This window comes from Methylobacterium sp. (genome assembly GCF_019745455.1).
Classification (GTDB): domain Bacteria; phylum Pseudomonadota; class Alphaproteobacteria; order Rhizobiales; family Beijerinckiaceae; genus Methylobacterium.
In genome coordinates, this window is the sequence record NZ_JAIETD010000053.1 from 1 (window position 1) to 17,276 (window position 17,276).

Below are 17,276 nucleotides of genomic sequence, written 5' to 3' on the forward strand. Positions count from 1 at the left end.
AATTCCACCTCAGGCCGCCTGACCGATGGCCGCTCCAACTCCACCCCGAATTTCCACCTCATTGACGGACACGACCGGGCAATCTTCGGATAGACGGCAAAGGTGGCACGAAACGCCCTAGAGGAAACCTCGCGATCCGACCGCCCGCTTCGGGCGTAGGCCATACGGCACCAGGGCCACTCAGACACCCGGGCAACATGAGGCGCTCGGTACCCGAGGGCGATCCGATCTTTCCTGTAATGGTGAAGGATTCCGGGCGACCGCTAAGGGCAAGAATGAACGCCTGCAGCTCATGTTCAGGCTCAACCCTCCCACGGCGTGATAAATGACATACCGCTCGTCGAGGACGTCCAGCGCGTCATGTCGGAGGAGGTGCAGCGGGCGTTTCCAAAGTGGATGGCGCAAGCCGTGCTGACGAGGAGGTGATGCGGAACTCGGCCTTACCGGAACACCTGCGTCGTAAGCGGCGCCGTTGCGGCTGCTAAGGCGAACAGGGCGATCATCATTCGACGGATGTGAACAATACTGATCATGGATGACCTCCTTGCTGCGGGGCTCAGCCTGCAGTCGGAGCAGTCCTACCGAACGCGCATTACCTACAGATTTCGGGAATTGGTGAACTCCACTTTCACCATGTTGAGCATACCGGCGGAAGCCTGCCGCCGGCGACTGTCAGGCGGTGATGGCTTCAGACGAAGTGGGCCGGCAGCGCGAGCGATTGGGCATACCCGATCAGGACGAGCGCTATCCCCGCCACCATGATCCAGGCGACGATTCGGTCAGTCGCGGTCATGCCCCTGGTCACCTTCTCACCGGCCATCACTCGTCTCCCCTGTCTGTGCAGCCGCGGATCAGCTGTCTGGAGAAACGCTATGGTTAAGCCGGGTTTCAGGATGATTGCGTCGTATGTTTCGTCGCGGCGGCTGCGGCCTGCACGCCAATCCTCCGGTCCAAGGCAGGAGGAGTAGCCTCTCTCGCCTCGACGAAGTCGCGGGGCAAACACGAAACCGAGATAACGTCCTGGCACAGCCGGATTCTGGCAGTGCAAAGTCAAAGGACATTAGTCCTACCGATCCTCGTGGAGATCCTCACCATCTATCGGCGCATAGTGGTCTACAGACCGTGTGACGCCACAAAAAGCGGCGTGTTACTTCAATCGTTCATGAATCCCCATTTTAGCACCGCGTGGCTAACCCCTGCGTCTCGTTGCTCCGGCCAATAAGGCACAAGGCACAGAGGGGCGGGCGAAGAAGTATGAGAAATTGCGAACCAATCTGATCCTAGCCAGAGAACGAGCCGAAGCTCTCGAAGTAGGACGGCTGAACAACTTTCCCCATTGAGCTGGCGTGATCTTGAGTCGTTGAGTTCTTCACCTCCTCAATGGCCGGCTTTGAACGCTCACGGGTATCCATAGACGCAGAGCGGTATCTCGGCTGCTTCGGCACGGGCGGCCAAGCACAGCGATCAGCTTCGAGGTGATTATGCATTCGCGTGTCTCAACGGTGTGCGGGCAAGTGGTGGAGGTAGAGGCAGAATGCGTCGCAGCGGCTTACGTTCCGGCCGCCTCCATCACGGTTTGATGCCCCACCGATGACCCGAGCATGGCAGTGATTACCCACCTCCCGCGTCCGGGGCGCAGCGTTCGCCTCATGGAAGGTCAAGGCAACCATACCGTCGGTCGACGCATGCCCCGCTGATTATGACAGGGCATTCGGGTGCGGCGAGGGCGTTCCCGAGAAACCCTTGCCGATGAGCGGGCACCCGGAGTGCTTCTTCCGGTGTGCGAGGGCTAATGTTCCGGTGCTCGTGTAGGTCCCGGTTACGTAAACAGGACCATGGCAGGCTGCACACCGTTTCGGGGCATCGCGATAAGTCACGCGAGCCTCGTCGAGTGAGGCAGCCTGCCAGCGTCCCTCGACCTTGACCTCGCATGTTTTTGGCGCGGGCGTTTTCATAGTGCCTCGCCGGGCGTCTTCGGTCTGCTTGTCACGTCAGGTCGTCCTTGGTTTTCCTCAGCCGACGGCAAGCCTGTTCCCATCTGTCGAGACAGGGCTGATGATCAAACGGTTATGATCGCAAAAAAGGCCCGCCTTCGCCTTCGCCTGTGCGACGGGTATCACGCCCCGCGAACGGCCAGGCAAGGCGAATAACGGGATTGAATTGGCATGCAGGACGCAAACCGACCCGCGCGTTATGCCCTCTACTACACACCGCCGCCCGGCTCGGCACTCGCCATGTTCGGCGACAGGGTCGTCGGCGGCGCTCTCCCGGGACTCGCGGAGGCGGAGCACAGCGTCTTCGCAAAGTTGACGACAGCACCGCGAATCTACGGTTTTCATGCCACCTTGAGAGCGCCGATGCGTCTCCGGGACGACGTTGCAGAGGCGGAGATCGTGAAGGTCTGCAAAGCCCTCGCGTGCCATCGCGACCCGCTACGGATCGGGCGTCTCGACGTCGTGCTGCTCGACGGCTTCGCCGCCCTCGTGCCCTCCAATCCCCCTGCGGAACTCAACCTGCTCGCGGCCGAGTGCGTCGCCGCGCTCGATCCCCTGCGAGCGCCCCTGAACGCGATGGAGTGGAACAAGCGCCGGCCGGAGGCCCTCGATCCGCGCCGCCGCGCCCTACTCGAACGCTGGGGCTACCCCTACGTCTTCGAGGCGTTCCGGTTTCACATGACCCTCACGGGTCTGATCCCGGCAGAGTCCCGTGAGACGTGGCGCGCCCGCCTCGCCGAGGTTTACGAGCCGGGGGCGGACCTCGTCATCGATGCGCTGACCTTGCTGCGGCAGGACGAGGGCGCCCCGTTCCGGATCCTGCGCCGCATCCCGTTCACCCCTTAGATCCCGTCAGTCCGGGGGCCCGAAAAGGTCACAGAGGCATGGAGCCGCCGCCATCCTCGCGAGAGGTTCGGATCGGGAGCGACCGGCCGCTGTCATCCTATCGTTGCGAAATGCGGGCATGCCGGCCTCAGCACACGAACCCGGGCGGACGCATGCTGATTGTCGAGGATCTGACGCGCCGATACGGCAACAGGCATGCCGTCGATCGCATCTCGCTGCAGATCGAACCGGGCAGTTTCGTAGGCGTGATCGGCCGCTCTGGAGCCGGCAAATCGACCTTCCTGCGCCTGCTGAACCGTCTGGCGGAACCGACCGACGGCCGCATCCTGTTCGAGGGTGTGGACGTCACGCGGCTCCGCGGGCAGGCGCTGCGCCGCTGGCGTGCCCGTTGTGCGATGGTGTTCCAGCAGTTCAATCTCGTCGGACGCCTCGACGTCCTGACCAATGTTCTGATGGGCCGCCTCAGCAGCGCGCCGGGCTACCGCTCGCTTCTGAAACTCTGGTCAGCGGAAGACCGTGCGCTCGCCCTGGCAGTGCTTGAGAGCTTCGACATGGGGCAGTTCGCCGCCAGCCGGGCGGACGAACTCTCGGGAGGTCAGCAGCAACGTGTCGCCATTGCGCGCGCGCTGGTGCAAGAGCCCGACATCATCCTGGCGGACGAACCGGTCGCCTCCCTCGATCCGCGCAACACCAAGCTGGTGATGGACGCGCTCGCCGACGCGAACAAGCGCCTTGGCATCACCGTGCTGTGCAACCTGCATTCGCTCGACCTCGCCCGCGCCTATTGCGATCGGCTCATCGGCCTCGCCGACGGTCGCGTGGTGTTCGATGGACGCGCCTTCGATCTCACCGAGGATGTGGCGCAGCGCCTCTACGGCCTGGAGGCCGGCGAGGTGATGGACCGCCCGCCGCCTCCGCGGATGCGCGCACCCTCCGAGGCGGCCTTCGCCTGAGACGGCCTTTCCCACCACAGGAGATCGACATGCTGACTCGCCGTTTCCTTGCCGGCGCCTTCGCCGCGCTCGCCTTCGCGGTTCCTGCGGTCGCCCAGGATTGGAAGGCCCGATACCCCGAGCTGACCCTCGCCGTCATTCCGGTCGAGAACGCCACGGGCACCACCGACCGCTACGCGCAGCTCACCGAGTACTTGACCAAGCAGCTCGGCGTGCCGGTCAAGCTGCGGGTCGCCAACGACTATGCCGCGGTGATCGAGGGCCAGCGCGCCGGCAACATCCAGATCGGCTTCTACGGACCCGCCTCCTTCGCCCGCGCCGTGATGACGGGCGTCAAGATCGAGCCGATGGTCAACCAGAAGCACGGGAACGGCGCCTCGGGCTATTATTCGGTGATCTACGTCCGGGCCGACAGCCCCTACAAGAGAATCGAGGACCTCAAGGGCAAGAACCTCGCTCTGGTCGACCCCAACTCCACCTCCGGAAACCAGGCGCCGCGCTTCTTCCTGCAGAAGGCCGGGATCGAGATCGACAAGTTCTTCGGCAAGACCGTCTATGCCGGCAGCCACGAGAACGCCGTCCTCGCCCTCGTTCAGGGCACCGCCGACGCGGCCGCCAATCTCTGGAACTCCGAGACCGACACCGTCGTCTCGCGCATGGCGACGAAGGGGATGCTCAAGAAGGCCGACGGCTCGCCGATGGGCCAAGCCGACTTCCGGGTGATCTTCAAGTCCGAGTTCCTGCCCGAGGGCCCCTTCGCCGTCCTGGCAAGCCTGCCGGATGATCTCAAGGCCAAGATCCGCCAGGCCTTCGTCGACCTGCCGAAGGCGGACAAGGCCGCGTTCGACCGCCTCTCCGACGGCAAGGACCTCGATTTCACGGCGGTGACGCTGAAGGATTACCAGCCGATCATCGAGATGCTGAAGTTCAACGACGACCAGCGGCGTAAATCCTGATCTGTGGCGCCAAGTCCTGGTCGCAGCCCAAGTCCCCATCACAGCGCCGGGCAACGGCACCATGAACAAGCGGATCGCGCCGCTCGCTCCTGCACGCTCCGAGGCGCTGAAAGCCGCCTATGCACGCGCGGTCGCGGCCACGCGGCGGCGCACGATCCTCTCGCTCGTCGCCATCGCCGTGCTGGCGGTCGCCGCGGGCTTCGCGGCGGAGGTCAAGCCGCTGGTCCTTACCGGGAACATCGGGAACTTCACGTCCTATCTCGGGCAGATCCTGCCAGGGCTCACCCTGGCCAATATCCGCGGTGATCTCGCCGAGTGGTACTGGGGCCTGCCGAAATGGGCAGCGCTTCTCGGCGAAACCCTGCTGATGGCCTATCTCGGCACCCTGCTCGGCGGCCTTGCGGCGTTCGTGCTCTGCTTTGGTGCGGCGGCGAATCTCGCCCGTACCCGGCTCGGCTGCTTCCTGACGCGGCGCATCCTGGAAGTCCTGCGCACGGTCCCGGAGATCGTGTTCGCGCTGATCTTCGTGATCGCCTTCGGCCTCGGACCCATGGTCGGCGTGATGGCGCTCGCGATCCATACGGCCGGCGCGCTCGGCAAGCTGTTCTCCGAAGTCGTCGAGAACATCGACATGAAGCCGGTCGACGGGTTGACGGCATCGGGCGCGACGCATGTCGAGGCGATCCGCTTCGCGGTCCTGCCGCAGGTGCTCTCGAACTTCGCCTCGTACGGCCTCCTGCGCTTCGAGATCAACGTGCGGGGCGCGGGCGTGATGGGCTTCGTCGGCGCCGGCGGCATCGGGCAGGAGTTGCTCGTGGCGATCCGCAATTTCTACTACACGGATGTGAGCGCGATCCTCCTCATGATCATCGCGACCGTGATGGTGATCGACCTTGCCACCGAGCGGCTGCGGCATCGCCTCATCGGATCGGAGGGCACCCGATGAGCGACCCGCTCCGAGCCCGCAGACAGGCTGTCGACACGGCCGCCCTGACGGCGCGCTACCCCGAGGTCTTTCGAACGCCTTGGGCCACCCGCCTCGTGACGCTGGGCAGCCTCGGATGCGTGGCGGGGCTCGCGGCCTTCGCGATGTGGTGGCTCGACTTCTCGGCCGCCCGGATCCTGAATGGGTTCGGACGCCTCGGCGAATTTGCGCTTCTGATGCTGCCGCCATCGGCCGAGGACCGGTTTCCGGCTTTCCTCGGCGCCCTCGCCGAGACGCTCGGGATTGCCTTTCTGGGGACCCTGACGGCCGCCCTCTTCGCCTTTCCGGTGGCGTTCCTCGCCGCCCGGAACGTCGTTCCGAACGTGTTCGTCCACTTCGTCGTCCGGCGCGGCTTCGACGTGATCCGCTCCGTCGACGTTCTGATCTGGGCCCTGATCTGGATCAACGTCGTCGGTCTCGGGCCCTTCGCCGGGGCCCTCGCCATCGCGTGCTCGGATTTCGGGGCGCTCGGCAAGCTGTTCTCCGAGGCGGTCGAGTCCGCCGACCGCAAGGCGGGCGAGGGCGTCACCGCCGCGGGCGGCGGCAGCCTGGACCGCGTCCGCTTCGGCCTCGTGCCGGCGGTCCTGCCGGTGCTCGGCAGCCAGGTGCTCTACTTCTTTGAATCCAACACCCGCTCGGCCACGATCATCGGCATCGTCGGAGCCGGCGGCATCGGCCAGTACCTCACCGAACTGATCCGCGTGCTCGAACTGCAGCAGGTCTCCTTCATCGTCCTGATGATCCTCGTCACGGTGGCGGTGATCGACCTTATCTCCGGCCGTTTGCGCCGGGTGCTGATCGGGGGCGAGCGGCGGTAGGTCACTCGACCAGGAGTTCGACACGGTCGGCACAGAACAGGCTTCGGCTCGCCTCGATGCATTCACCGTCGGCATCGACATTGACGCTCGAAACCATCAGCAATGGGCGCCCTGGCGCAATGTCGAGGCGCGCGGCCTCCTCGGCCGTGGCGCCGCGCGCGCCGATCCGGGTCGAGAGCCGGGTGTAATCCTCGATTCCACATTCCGCGAAGGCACGGGTGATCGAGGCGAGGCGCGCATAGGCCGACTCGAACCCGGAAAACCGTGGCAGCGGCAAGCTGATCCGCGCCATCGAGATCGGGGTCCCGTCCGCCCGGTGCAGCGTGACCATCTCAAGGACCGGGTCGCCTGGCGAGATCCCCAGGGCCTCTGCCGTCTCGCCATCCGCTGGCACCGTCCTCGCCTCGATCAGGTCGCCGCGGGCCTCCCGGCCCGCCCGCGAGACGTTCTCCGAGAAACGCGTACGCCGGCCGATCGGATAGGGGATCTGCCCCTGCTCCACGAAGGTGCCGCGCCCCTGCGTCGCCCGGACGAGGCCGCGCTCGGCGAGGGTCGCCAGCGCCCGCCGTACCGTGTGCCGGTTGACCCCGAATCGGCCGGCGAGCGCGGCTTCGGTGGGGAGTTGGCTCCCCGCCGCAAGCTGGCCTCGCCCGATCTCCTCCGACAAGGCATCGGCGATCTGGCGCCAGGCGGTCAGCCCTTCGCCGCGCAGCAGTGGGGCATCCGGAGACGTCATGGTGGTGTCGCGCAGATCGGCCATGTCGGGTCGTGGTTCTCTCTTGCAGCCGTACATCTATTTGTATAAACAAATAGACAAATGAAGATCGCAGCATGATGACGGGCAGCGAAGCACGAACCGAAGCGCCAAGGCCAGAGGTCGCGGCACGTCAGGCCATCATGGCGCTGGCCGGTGCCGCCACGCTCGCCGAATTGCGGGATGCCATGGCAGCGGCGTGCCTCGCGGAGGAGGCGCAGGACCTGCGCGCACCCGAAACCGGGCTCGTGATGACGCGAGGACGAATCGGCGGCGACGGACGCGCCTTCAATCTCGGAGAGGCGACGGTGACGCGGGCGGCCGTCCGGCTGCCGTCGGGCGAGACCGGCTTCGCCTACCATCTCGGCCGCGATCGGCCGAAAGCGCGGCTCGCGGCCATCCTCGACGCGCATTGGCAGGCGCCCGAGCGGCGCGCTGCCGTCGAAGCGGCCCTATCGGGGATCGTCGCCCGGCGGGAGCAGGAGGCGCAGGCTCACGCTCGCCGGACCGCCGCGACGCGGGTCAACTTCTTCACTCTCGTTCGCGGAGAGGATTGATGGCGCTTCAACAGGGCTTCGCCGATCCGGTCCACGATGCCCAAGGCGTCTTCCGCGCGGCCCTCGAGGGGTTAAGCCGACCTGCCCTCATCCGGTCTTTGCCGACCAAGGTCGCTCCCCCTCCCCCGCTGACCCCGGAACTCGCGGCCCTGGCCCTGGCTCTCGCCGATGCCGACACGCCGCTCTGGCTCGATCCGCCCCTCGCGGCATCGGAGGCGGTCGCCGCCTTCCTGCGATTTCACACCGGTGCGCCGCTGGTGTCGAACCCGGCCGAGGCGGTTTTCGCGATCATCGCGGATCCGCAGAACGCGCCGGACTTCGCAGCCTTCGCTCAAGGGACGCCGGACTACCCGGACCACTCGACGACGCTGATCCTGGCGCTCGGCCACCTCGAAAGTGGCACGGGCCACGCCTTCTCGGGTCCTGGCATCAAGGGCGTGGCGCGGCTCGATGCGGCGCCGGTGCCGGCGGACTGGCAGGAGCGGCTGGGGACGAACCATGCCGGCTTTCCGCTCGGGATCGACCTCATCCTCACCGCACCCGGTCGTATTGCCGGGCTGCCGCGCTCGACCCGGTTGCTGCAGCCGGCGGAGGTCTGACCCATGTACGTGGCGGTGAAGGGCGGCGAGGCCGCCATCGACAATGCGCACAGGTTGCTCGCGCAAGCCCGGCGCGGCGACCCCGCCGTCCCCGAACTCGACGTGGCACAGATCCGCGAGCAGATGGGCCTTCTCGTCGACCGGGTGATGACCGAGGGCTCGCTCTACGATCCCGATCTCGCGGCGCTCGCCTTGAAGCAAGCCCGCGGCGACGTGGTCGAGGCCGTGTTCCTGGTCCGTGCCTACCGGACGACCCTCCCTCGTTTTGGCGCCGCCCTGCCTGTGGAGACGGGGGCGATGGCCGTCGCCCGCCGGATCTCGGCCACCTTTAAGGACATGCCGGGCGGCCAGGTGCTCGGGCCGACCTTTGACTACACCCACCGGCTCATCGACTTTGCCCTCGCGGCGGGCGGCGATCCCGAACCCGCCGCCGAGGCCGAGCCCGACTCCGACGCTGGCCAATGCCCGCGCGTCACAGACATCCTCGGCGCCGCCGGCCTCCTCGAAACCTCGCCGCCGGAAGACGGAGCCCCGGTCGGCGACCTGACCCGCGAGCCCGTCGATTATCCCGCCGACCGGGCCTTGCGGCTGCAGGCCCTGGCGCGCGGTGACGAGGGCTTCGTGCTCGCCCTCGGCTACTCGACCCAGCGCGGCTACGGCCGCACCCATCCCTTCGTCGGCGAGATCCGCTTCGGGAAGGTTGGAATTGAGTTCGTGCCAGAGGAACTCGGCTTCCCTGTGCCGCTCGGTGCCGCGGCGCTGACCGAATGCCAGATGGTCAACCAGTTCCACGGCAGCGGCGCGGTCCCACCCCAGTTCACCCGCGGCTACGGCCTTGTCTTCGGCCAAAGCGAGCGCAAGGCGATGGCGATGGCGCTCGTCGACCGCTCCCTGCGGGCGGCAGAGCTTGGTGAGGCGATCGTCTCGCCGGCCCAGGACCAGGAATTCGTCCTTGCCCATTGCGACAGCCTGCAGGCGACGGGCTTCGTTGAGCATCTGAAGCTGCCCCATTACGTCGACTTCCAGGCCGAATTGGAGCTGGTCAGGCGCCTGCGCGCCGAGCACGCGGCCTTGCACGAAAAGGTCGAGACCCCGATCCGGGAGGCCGCCGAATGAGCCCCGCAGCCGCACTGCCGCAGACCGGCTACAACTTCGCCTATCTCGACGAGGGCACGAAGCGGATGATCCGCCGGGCGATCCTCAAGGCGGTCGCCGTGCCCGGCTACCAGGTACCTTTTGCAGCACGGGAGATGCCGATGCCCTACGGCTGGGGCACCGGCGGCGTCCAGGTCACCGCCGCGATCCTGGGCGCGTCCGATGTCCTCAAGGTTATCGACCAGGGCGCCGACGACACCACCAACGCTGTCTCGATCCGCCGCTTCTTCGGCCGCACCGCTGGAGTCGCCACGACGACGCGGACGGCCGAGGCCACCGTGATCCAGACCCGCCACCGCATTCCCGAGACGCCCCTCACCGAGGGCCAGATCCTGGTCTACCAGGTGCCAATCCCGGAGCCTCTGCGCTTCCTCGAACCGCGCGAGACCGAGACGCGCCAGCTCCACGCCCTCGCCGAATACGGACTGATGCACGTGAAGCTCTACGAGGACATCGCCCGGCACGGGCATATCGCCACCACCTACGCCTATCCGGTCGAGGTCGCGGGCCGCTACGTGATGGACCCGTCGCCGACCCCGAAATTCGACAACCCCAAGATGGACGATTGCCCGGCCCTGCAGCTGTTCGGGGCTGGGCGCGAGAAGCGGATCTACGCGGTGCCGCCCCATACGCGGGTGCGCAGCCTCGACTTCGAGGACCATCCGTTCCGCGTGCAGCGCTTCGAGCGACCCTGTGCGCTGTGCGGAGCCGAGGACGTCTATCTCGACGAGGTCGTCCTCGACGATGCCGGCGGGCGGATGTTCGTCTGCTCGGATACCGATCATTGCGAGACCCGCCGGGACGCGATCGCTCACGGAGAGTCCGCATGAGCCAGGCTCCCCTCCTCCGGGCCGAGGGCCTGACCAAGCGCTACGGCGCCCGGCTCGCCTGCGACGGCGTCGGCTTCGACCTTCATCCCGGCGAGGTCCTGGCTGTGGTCGGCGAGTCCGGCTCCGGCAAGTCGACCCTCCTCGGTCTCATCGCCGGCGAGACCGCGGCCGATGGCGGCAGCGTCTCCTATCGGATGCGCGACGGGACGGTCCGAGACCTCGCCGAGCTTGGAGCCGCCGAGCGCCGCGCCCTCATGCGCACCGATTGGGGCTTCGTCCGCCAGGACGCGGCGCAGGGCCTGCGGATGTCGGTCTCGGCCGGCGGCAATGTCGGCGAGCGCCTGATGGGGGTCGGGGCGCGCCATTACGCAGAGATCCGCGCGGCGGCCCTCGACTGGCTCGCCCGCGTCGAGATCGCGGCGGACCGCATTGACGATCCGCCGACGCGCTTCTCCGGCGGCATGCGCCAACGCCTGCAGATCGCCCGCAACCTCGTCACGGCCCCGCGCCTCGTGCTGATGGACGAGCCGACCTCCGGCCTCGACGTCTCGGTTCAGGCTCGGCTCCTCGACACGATCCGCGGCCTTGTCGCCGAACTCGGCCTCGCGGTGCTCATCGTCACCCACGACCTCGCCGTGGCCCGCCTGCTGTCGCATCGCATCCTTGTCATGCGCGGCGGCCGGGTCATCGAGACAGGCCTGACCGATCAGGTCCTCGATGATCCGCAAGCTGCCTATACCCAGCTCCTCGTCTCCTCGGTGCTCGCCGCATGACACAGCCCATGATCGTCTTCGAGGATGTCGGCAAAAGCTTCATCCTGCACCTGCGCGAGGGGATCACCCTGCCGGTGATCGCCCATGCGAGCCTGTCGGTGGGCGCGGGCGAGTGCGTCGTGCTCGGCGGCGCCTCGGGCAGCGGCAAGTCCTCGCTTCTGAAGATGGCCTATGGAAATTATCGCTGCGCGCAGGGCGCGATCCGGGTGCGGGACGGCGAGCGCGTCGTCGACGTCGCCCGCGCCGAGCCGCGCGAGATCCTGGACCTGCGCCGCCGCGTCGTCTCCTACGTCTCCCAGTTCCTTCGGGTCATCCCCCGCGTCGGCACCCGCGCGGTGGTCGAGGCTGCCGGCATCGAGGGCGGCCTCGCGACCGAGGCGGCCCGGACCCGCGCCGCCGACCTCCTCGCCCGCCTCGGCCTGCCGGAGCGGCTCTGGGACCTGCCGCCCGCGACATTCTCGGGCGGCGAGCAGCAGCGGGTGAACATCGCCCGCGGGCTGATCGCCGAGCGCCCTCTCCTCCTCCTCGACGAGCCGACCGCCTCCCTCGATGCGCAGAACCGCGCCGTGGTGGTGGAACTGATCAACGAGCGGCGGAAAGCCGGGGCGGCGATTCTCGGGATCTTCCACGATGCCGACGTGCGCGACGCCGTGGCGACGCACGTCGTCGACGTGGCGGGATTTCGCGCGAAATTCGCGGCAGGACACGGCGCCGCAGGAGAGGCCGCGGCATGAACGGAGTGACGAACCCCATGAGCGGCCGGACCGAGATCATCGAGAACGCACGCCTGGTCCTGGCCGACCACGTGGAGACCGGCTGGCTTGCCATGGCCGAGGGGCGTATCGCCGAGATCGGCTCCGGCCGGGCGCCCGAGCGCGGCCTCGACCTTCATGGCGATTTTCTCATCCCCGGCCTGGTCGAACTCCACACCGATCATCTTGAGAGCCACTACGCCCCGCGGCCGGGCGTGCGCTGGCATCCCCTCGGCTCGGTCCTCGCCTACGATGCGCAGATGGCCGCCTCGGGGATCACGACGGTGTTCGACTCGCTCCGGGCCGGGAGCGATCCGGACGGAAGCGGCCTCGGGCCGGAGTTGGAAGCCCTGGCGGCGGCGATCGCGGAGGCGCGGGCGCAGGGTCTCTTGCGCGTCGAGCACCGCACGCATCTGCGCTGCGAACTGCCCTCGACGGACGTCATCGACACGGTCGAGGCCTTCGTGGCGCGCTATGCGGTCGGGCTGATCTCGCTCATGGACCACACGCCGGGACAGCGCCAGTTCCGGGACATCGCGAAGTACTATCAGTATGCCGGGCGTAGCGGGCGGTCCCTCGAGGCGATCCAGGCCGGCACTGCCCTCAAGATCGAGCAGGGCCGCGCGCTGAACTCGGTCAACCGGCCGGCGCTGGTGGCCCTCGCCCAGGGGCGCGGCATTCCTCTCGCCAGCCACGATGACACCACCCTCGACGATGTCGCCCTGTCGCAGTCGGAACGGGTCGCCCTCGCCGAATTCCCGACGACGCGCGAGGCGGCGGAGGCCTCGCACCAAGCCGGGATCACCGTGATGATGGGCGCGCCGAACCTGATCCGCGGCGGCTCCCACTCCGGCAACGTGGCTGCCCTGGATTTGGCGGAGGCCGGCTTGCTCCACATCCTCTCATCTGACTACGTGCCGGCCAGCCTCCTGATGGCGGCCTTCCAGATGCCCGAGCGCGTGCCGGGCATCGATCTCTCCGCCGCCCTCGCCACGGTCACGGTGAACCCCGCCCGCGCCACCGGCCTCGACGATCGCGGCCGGATCGGGATCGGCCTGCGCGCCGACCTCGTCCGCGTCCGTCTGGCGCAGCAGGGGATCCCGGTCGTGCGCCAGGTCTGGCGCGCGGGCGAGCGAGTCGTGTGATGGCGGGCGGCTTCGTCCTCGTGGTCGGCCCGAGCGGAGCGGGCAAGGACACCCTCATCCGGATCGCCCGCGACGCGCTCGCGGCGGATCCACGCTTCGTCTTCCCGCGTCGCCTTGTGACCCGGCCGCCCTCGGCGAACGAGGACAATATCGAGATCTCGGAGGCCGAGTTCGAGCGCGGCGCCAGCCAGGGCAGCTTCGCCCTGTGCTGGCGGGCGCACGGCCTCGGCTACGCGATTTCCATGGAGGCGGCCGAGGCCGCGCGGGAGGGCCGGCACGTCGTTCTCAACGTCTCCCGCCGCGCGGTGACAGAAGCCCGCCGTTGCCTTCCCGCAATCTGCGTCGTGACCATTACGGCATCCGCCGAGATCCTGGCCGCGCGCCTTGCCGCTCGCGCCAGGGCGGAGGATGGCGATCTTCACACGCGGCTTGCGCGCGATGCCCCAATCGAGGCTGATCTGACCATCGTCAACGAGGGCGAGCCCGACGCCGCTGCGGCGCAGCTCGTCGCCTTCCTGGAGGCGATCGCGGGACAGGCTGACCGCCCGCCAGAACATCGGCCGGAAGACCAAAGGAATCCGTGCTAGCGTTGTGCCGAGCATCACCTGGACGGACGCATCGCATGACCTTCGGCATCACCGGAATCCACGGCATGAACCAGACGTTCGGCGCCGAAGAGGTCGCGCCCGGCGAGTTCGGCGTCGCCGTTCGGCAGGGCGGCGACGAGATCGTCATGATCCGTTTGCGCGAACCGTCCTAAGCGGGCGCGAAGGAGCTGGCGGCGATCCTCTTAGAGCGCGTCGGCTCGGTCCTTACCCCCTCTGTGGTCCAAGCGATGCTGGAAGGAACCCTCGCGCAGCCATAATCGGACAGGCACGAAACTCGAATCCCTCGGCGTCCCCGGTCAACGTTCTCGAGAACGAGAGACATCCTTGCCGCAAGTGCCAGAGCGCGGCGCGATACCCGTCGGCGCCGAACACCGCAGGGCAGCCCTCGTCCGTCAGGGCTGCTTCAGGACGTAGATGAAGCCAGCCACGGCGGCCGTCATGGCCACGATGGAGATCACAACGACGAGTGAGCTTTCGAACATGCGATCTCCAGCGCGGCGAACGCGCAAGGCTCGCAGGAGGTAAACGTTCGGCTCGCCCACCTTCATCCGCGGCATCTTCCGGGTCAACGATGGCATTGCTCTCCACTCCGCGCAGGTCGTCGTCTACGCCCTGGATCTCGGCCTGTTAGCGTTGCCCGTGGAGACCCCAAAGCTGGCCGAGAACCCCACCGCCGGCGAGTGAAGATCCAGCTTGGGCATACGGGAGTTGAGACCACGATACCTTGGTGTGGACGTTGAAGATGTTCTCGCCCTGGCGGAAGGACGGAAATTTGAGAGCCGAACTCCTCGGCGGAAACGGTGAGGAGGCGACGCAGGTCGCAGAGAGGACTTTTCGTTCGCTGACGTCAGTTAACACATTTCTAGTAATGCGCTACATTGTTCTTAAAAATTTTAATAAATATGGAGCATTACACACTCCTTATCGTTAAGGAAGTTAAAGCTAGTAATGTACTATGAAATAACTTGTAGGAGTCCTGCATGGCGCTTGAACCGGTGATTTCTTTTCTCATCGACACAGACCGCCAAAGTGGTCCTTTGGATGCTGATCTGCGACGCCGCGCGCGCGTTGAACAGCTCGACGTGGCGCTACGTCTCGTCCCATTCACCGTACTTGTCAGCCTAAGCGTTGTTCAAGTCATTGTCTTCCTGTATTGGCACTCAGACGCACGCTTTTATTTGGCCGTTCTTGAGGCCCTCATACTGCCGCTTGCCTTCGGCACCCTGCAACAATGCTGGCGGTGGCGTTCTCGGAGTAAGCCGTCCGAGGTCAGCATAACTTTCGTTCGACGAGTCGTGATGGTTGCGTTTCTCTACGGATGTTTGCTTGGCTCAATTCCACTGATGCTCTTCGGCAGAGCCGACGCGGATGGTCGCTTGCTGATCGCGGCAAGTTGTGCAGGTCTCATCGCAACAGGCATGAGCGCATCCGTGCTCCCACGCGCAGCCATTGGCTATTCAGGCCCGATCATTATTGGATCGTTCGCCGCCTTGGCGATGACCGGCGAACATTTTTACATCTACGTGGGCATTCTACTCTTCTTCTATGGAGTGTTCATCTTTTTCACTATTCTTCACCTCAGTCGTCTTGTGACTATGCGGGTTATCGCGCAAGCGGGCTTAGAGCGGCAGCAGGAGCTCACTCACCTCCTGCTTAACGAGTTCGAAGAAAGCGCGAGTGATTGGTTGTGGGAGACGGACTCGGAATTGTGCCTTCAGCACATCTCGCCTCGGCTCATCGAAGTTGCCGGCTCGTCGGAACGGATGCTTCAAGGGCTTCCTCTCGAACGACTGTTTCTGCCATCCCTCGCGGCACCAGCCGGGCATCCTAGCACGAACCTCTGGCAGCATATCAGGGAACGGCAAGCCTTTCGGAATATCCTGCTACCCCTCAATATTGCAGGGGACCAGCGAGTTTGGTCATTGAGCGGTAAGGCGATCTTCGACCGCAATGGTGCTTTCACGGGCTACCGAGGAGTAGGTTCGGACGTGACGGAGAAGAGACGCTCCGAGGAGCGACTGTCCTACCTCGCCTTGCACGATCCGCTCACCGACTTGCCGAACCGAGTCCTGTTCCAGCAACGCCTCGAGGCTGCCCAAGCAGCGCTTACCGAGGGTGACCGCTTCGCAGTGCTTGCCCTTGATCTCGACGAGTTCAAGAACGTGAACGACACCTTCGGTCACGCGGCTGGCGACGCCTTGCTGCGGGCCGTATCGCAGCGGCTTCGCTTATTCGCTTCCGATGTGCTTGTGGCACGTCTGGCAGGGGACGAGTTTGCAATCCTCGCCACGGGGCCGCGTATCCGCGACGACCGTGCCATCGAGGCATTGGCAAGCAGGGTAATAGAAGCAATCGCGGCGCCGTTCGACATCGAGGGCTTTCGCGTAAGCGTGGGCGTCAGCATCGGCATCGCTATCGTGCCTAAGGATGGACGCAAGGAGATCATGCGGCGCGCTGATCTCGCGCTTTATCGTATGAAAAGCGAGGGTCGGAACGGATACCGCTTCTACGAAGCCGCAATGGATGAGCGGATCGAGGCGCGTCGTGCGCTGACCACGGATCTACGTGGTGCGATGGAAAGAAACGAGTTCATACTCTTCTTCCAGCCAATTGTCTCGGCCACGAACGGTCGTATCCGAGGCTTCGAGGCTCTATTACGTTGGAAACATCAGAAACGGGGTTTCGTCTCGCCTGCAGAGTTTATTCCCCTGGCGGAGGAGACTGGTGTCATCATTCCCCTGGGAGAATGGATTATCCAAGAAGCGTGCCGGATCGCTGCATGCTGGCCGGAGAATATCAAAGTCGCCGTCAACCTGTCGCCGATCCAGTTTCGTCATTCCGATTTGCCGCTCGTCGTCAGTACTGCCCTGCGAGACAGCGGCTTGGTTGCTTCGCGCCTTGAGCTTGAGGTAACCGAGTCGGTTTTCTTAGAAGCGACTCCGGCCGTTCATGCGATGATGACGAAGCTGCGTCGAATGAATGTCCGACTGTCACTTGATGATTTTGGAACTGGCTATTCGAGTTTGAGCTATCTACGTCGCATGGCGTTCGACAAGGTTAAGATAGACCAGAGCTTCGTTCGCGATCTACCCAACGAAAAGAGTGGAGCTGCAATTGTAAAGGCCATCGTGGACTTGGCAATAAGCCTCAATATGACGATTACCGCAGAAGGTGTCGAAACCGAACCTCAGCGCGCTTGCCTGGTGCACCAAGGCTGCCATGAACTTCAAGGCTATTTGTTCAGCAGGCCCTTACCGGTCGAGGAAGCAAACGTCCTGGCTGCGGGGGATGCCATTTTACCCTATCGGACCCCGCGCGGCTTAAGGTTGGTTCACGACGCGCTGTCTGACGCCTTGCTTTGACTCGAGAGAAGCGGCTCTTCAACCGCATGCGGTGAAGTTTTAGGCCAATATGGCAGGAACCCTTCAATAATCGCCCGGGGGATATCTAATGGGCGATTATGGCGCGTATCCACGTGCGGATTCCGACGGAAGCCGGCCACCCATTCCGACGCGAAGCCGGCCAGCGTTCCGATTTGATGTCGGCCACCA

Annotated in this window: 18 protein-coding genes; 15 read left to right on the forward strand and 3 right to left on the reverse strand. The window is 65.4% G+C overall.

The genetic code is table 11. The features are described 5' to 3' along the window. Positions 1–688: 688 nt before the first annotated feature. The gene (locus K2Y56_RS13320; protein ID WP_292508056.1) at positions 689–820 is read right to left on the reverse strand and encodes a hypothetical protein; all 132 of its coding nucleotides are present in this window, start codon (positions 818–820) and stop codon (positions 689–691) included. 1,345 nt (positions 821–2,165) lie between these two features. On the opposite strand from K2Y56_RS13320, the gene K2Y56_RS13325 reads away from it, so the two are divergent. From K2Y56_RS13325 to phnE (K2Y56_RS13345), 5 genes are all read left to right on the forward strand, one after another. Then, a complete protein-coding gene (locus K2Y56_RS13325; RefSeq protein WP_292508058.1) occupies positions 2,166–2,840 on the forward strand; it encodes a DUF1045 domain-containing protein in 675 nt (224 codons plus the stop codon). 152 nt (positions 2,841–2,992) lie between these two features. Then, a complete protein-coding gene (phnC, locus tag K2Y56_RS13330; RefSeq protein ID WP_292508063.1) occupies positions 2,993–3,793 on the forward strand; it encodes a phosphonate ABC transporter ATP-binding protein in 801 nt (266 codons plus the stop codon). Positions 3,794–3,822: 29 nt separating this feature from the next. Next, on the forward strand, positions 3,823–4,749 hold the full coding sequence (gene phnD / locus K2Y56_RS13335) for a phosphonate ABC transporter substrate-binding protein (RefSeq protein WP_292508066.1): 927 nt from the start codon (positions 3,823–3,825) through the stop codon (positions 4,747–4,749). Positions 4,750–4,810: 61 nt separating this feature from the next. After that, positions 4,811–5,695: a phosphonate ABC transporter, permease protein PhnE gene (gene phnE / locus K2Y56_RS13340; protein WP_292508070.1), complete on the forward strand. Its 885-nt coding sequence runs from the start codon at positions 4,811–4,813 to the stop codon at positions 5,693–5,695. Then, positions 5,692–6,552 (forward strand): phosphonate ABC transporter, permease protein PhnE, encoded by an 861-nt coding sequence (gene phnE / locus K2Y56_RS13345; protein ID WP_292508073.1) that lies wholly within the window; start codon positions 5,692–5,694, stop codon positions 6,550–6,552. The genes phnE (K2Y56_RS13340) and phnE (K2Y56_RS13345) overlap by 4 nt, the downstream gene beginning before the upstream one ends. Before the next feature lies 1 nt (position 6,553). Here the strand turns inward: phnE (K2Y56_RS13345) and phnF are convergent, their stop codons facing one another. Further along, positions 6,554–7,312 (reverse strand): phosphonate metabolism transcriptional regulator PhnF, encoded by a 759-nt coding sequence (gene phnF / locus K2Y56_RS13350; protein ID WP_292508075.1) that lies wholly within the window; start codon positions 7,310–7,312, stop codon positions 6,554–6,556. Between the two features lie 71 nt (positions 7,313–7,383). On the opposite strand from phnF, the gene phnG reads away from it, so the two are divergent. The 10 genes from phnG to K2Y56_RS13400 all read left to right on the forward strand — a co-directional run bounded on the left by phnG (position 7,384) and on the right by K2Y56_RS13400 (position 17,087). Continuing rightward, positions 7,384–7,863: a phosphonate C-P lyase system protein PhnG gene (gene phnG / locus K2Y56_RS13355; protein WP_292508077.1), complete on the forward strand. Its 480-nt coding sequence runs from the start codon at positions 7,384–7,386 to the stop codon at positions 7,861–7,863. Then, a complete protein-coding gene (gene phnH, locus K2Y56_RS13360; RefSeq protein WP_292508080.1) occupies positions 7,863–8,462 on the forward strand; it encodes a phosphonate C-P lyase system protein PhnH in 600 nt (199 codons plus the stop codon). The genes phnG and phnH overlap by 1 nt, the downstream gene beginning before the upstream one ends. A 3-nt stretch (positions 8,463–8,465) precedes the next feature. After that, the gene (locus K2Y56_RS13365; protein ID WP_292508083.1) at positions 8,466–9,578 is read left to right on the forward strand and encodes a carbon-phosphorus lyase complex subunit PhnI; all 1,113 of its coding nucleotides are present in this window, start codon (positions 8,466–8,468) and stop codon (positions 9,576–9,578) included. Beyond that, positions 9,575–10,447 carry an alpha-D-ribose 1-methylphosphonate 5-phosphate C-P-lyase PhnJ gene (locus K2Y56_RS13370; protein WP_292508086.1) on the forward strand — a complete coding sequence of 291 codons (873 nt, stop codon included), beginning with the start codon at positions 9,575–9,577 and terminating at the stop codon, positions 10,445–10,447. Before K2Y56_RS13365 ends, K2Y56_RS13370 begins: the two co-directional genes overlap by 4 nt. Continuing rightward, positions 10,444–11,220: a phosphonate C-P lyase system protein PhnK gene (phnK, locus tag K2Y56_RS13375; RefSeq protein ID WP_292508089.1), complete on the forward strand. Its 777-nt coding sequence runs from the start codon at positions 10,444–10,446 to the stop codon at positions 11,218–11,220. The genes K2Y56_RS13370 and phnK overlap by 4 nt, the downstream gene beginning before the upstream one ends. Then, on the forward strand, positions 11,217–11,954 hold the full coding sequence (gene phnL, locus K2Y56_RS13380) for a phosphonate C-P lyase system protein PhnL (RefSeq protein WP_292508092.1): 738 nt from the start codon (positions 11,217–11,219) through the stop codon (positions 11,952–11,954). The genes phnK and phnL overlap by 4 nt, the downstream gene beginning before the upstream one ends. Positions 11,955–11,971: 17 nt before the next feature. Continuing rightward, positions 11,972–13,117, forward strand: a complete 1,146-nt coding sequence (locus K2Y56_RS13385) for an alpha-D-ribose 1-methylphosphonate 5-triphosphate diphosphatase (protein ID WP_292508105.1) — start codon at positions 11,972–11,974, stop codon at positions 13,115–13,117. After that, positions 13,117–13,704 carry a phosphonate metabolism protein/1,5-bisphosphokinase (PRPP-forming) PhnN gene (gene phnN, locus K2Y56_RS13390; protein ID WP_292508095.1) on the forward strand — a complete coding sequence of 196 codons (588 nt, stop codon included), beginning with the start codon at positions 13,117–13,119 and terminating at the stop codon, positions 13,702–13,704. Before K2Y56_RS13385 ends, phnN begins: the two co-directional genes overlap by 1 nt. A 35-nt stretch (positions 13,705–13,739) precedes the next feature. Further along, complete coding sequence (locus K2Y56_RS13395; RefSeq protein WP_292508097.1) at positions 13,740–13,877, forward strand: hypothetical protein; 138 nt, start codon at positions 13,740–13,742, stop codon at positions 13,875–13,877. 828 nt (positions 13,878–14,705) lie between these two features. Next, complete coding sequence (locus K2Y56_RS13400; RefSeq protein WP_292508100.1) at positions 14,706–17,087, forward strand: EAL domain-containing protein; 2,382 nt, start codon at positions 14,706–14,708, stop codon at positions 17,085–17,087. Here the strand turns inward: K2Y56_RS13400 and K2Y56_RS13405 are convergent. Beyond that, positions 17,057–17,276, reverse strand: a 220-nt coding sequence (locus tag K2Y56_RS13405; protein WP_292508103.1) for a hypothetical protein, incomplete at its 5' end; no start/stop codon positions are given. The two genes, K2Y56_RS13400 and K2Y56_RS13405, sit on opposite strands and share 31 nt — an antisense overlap.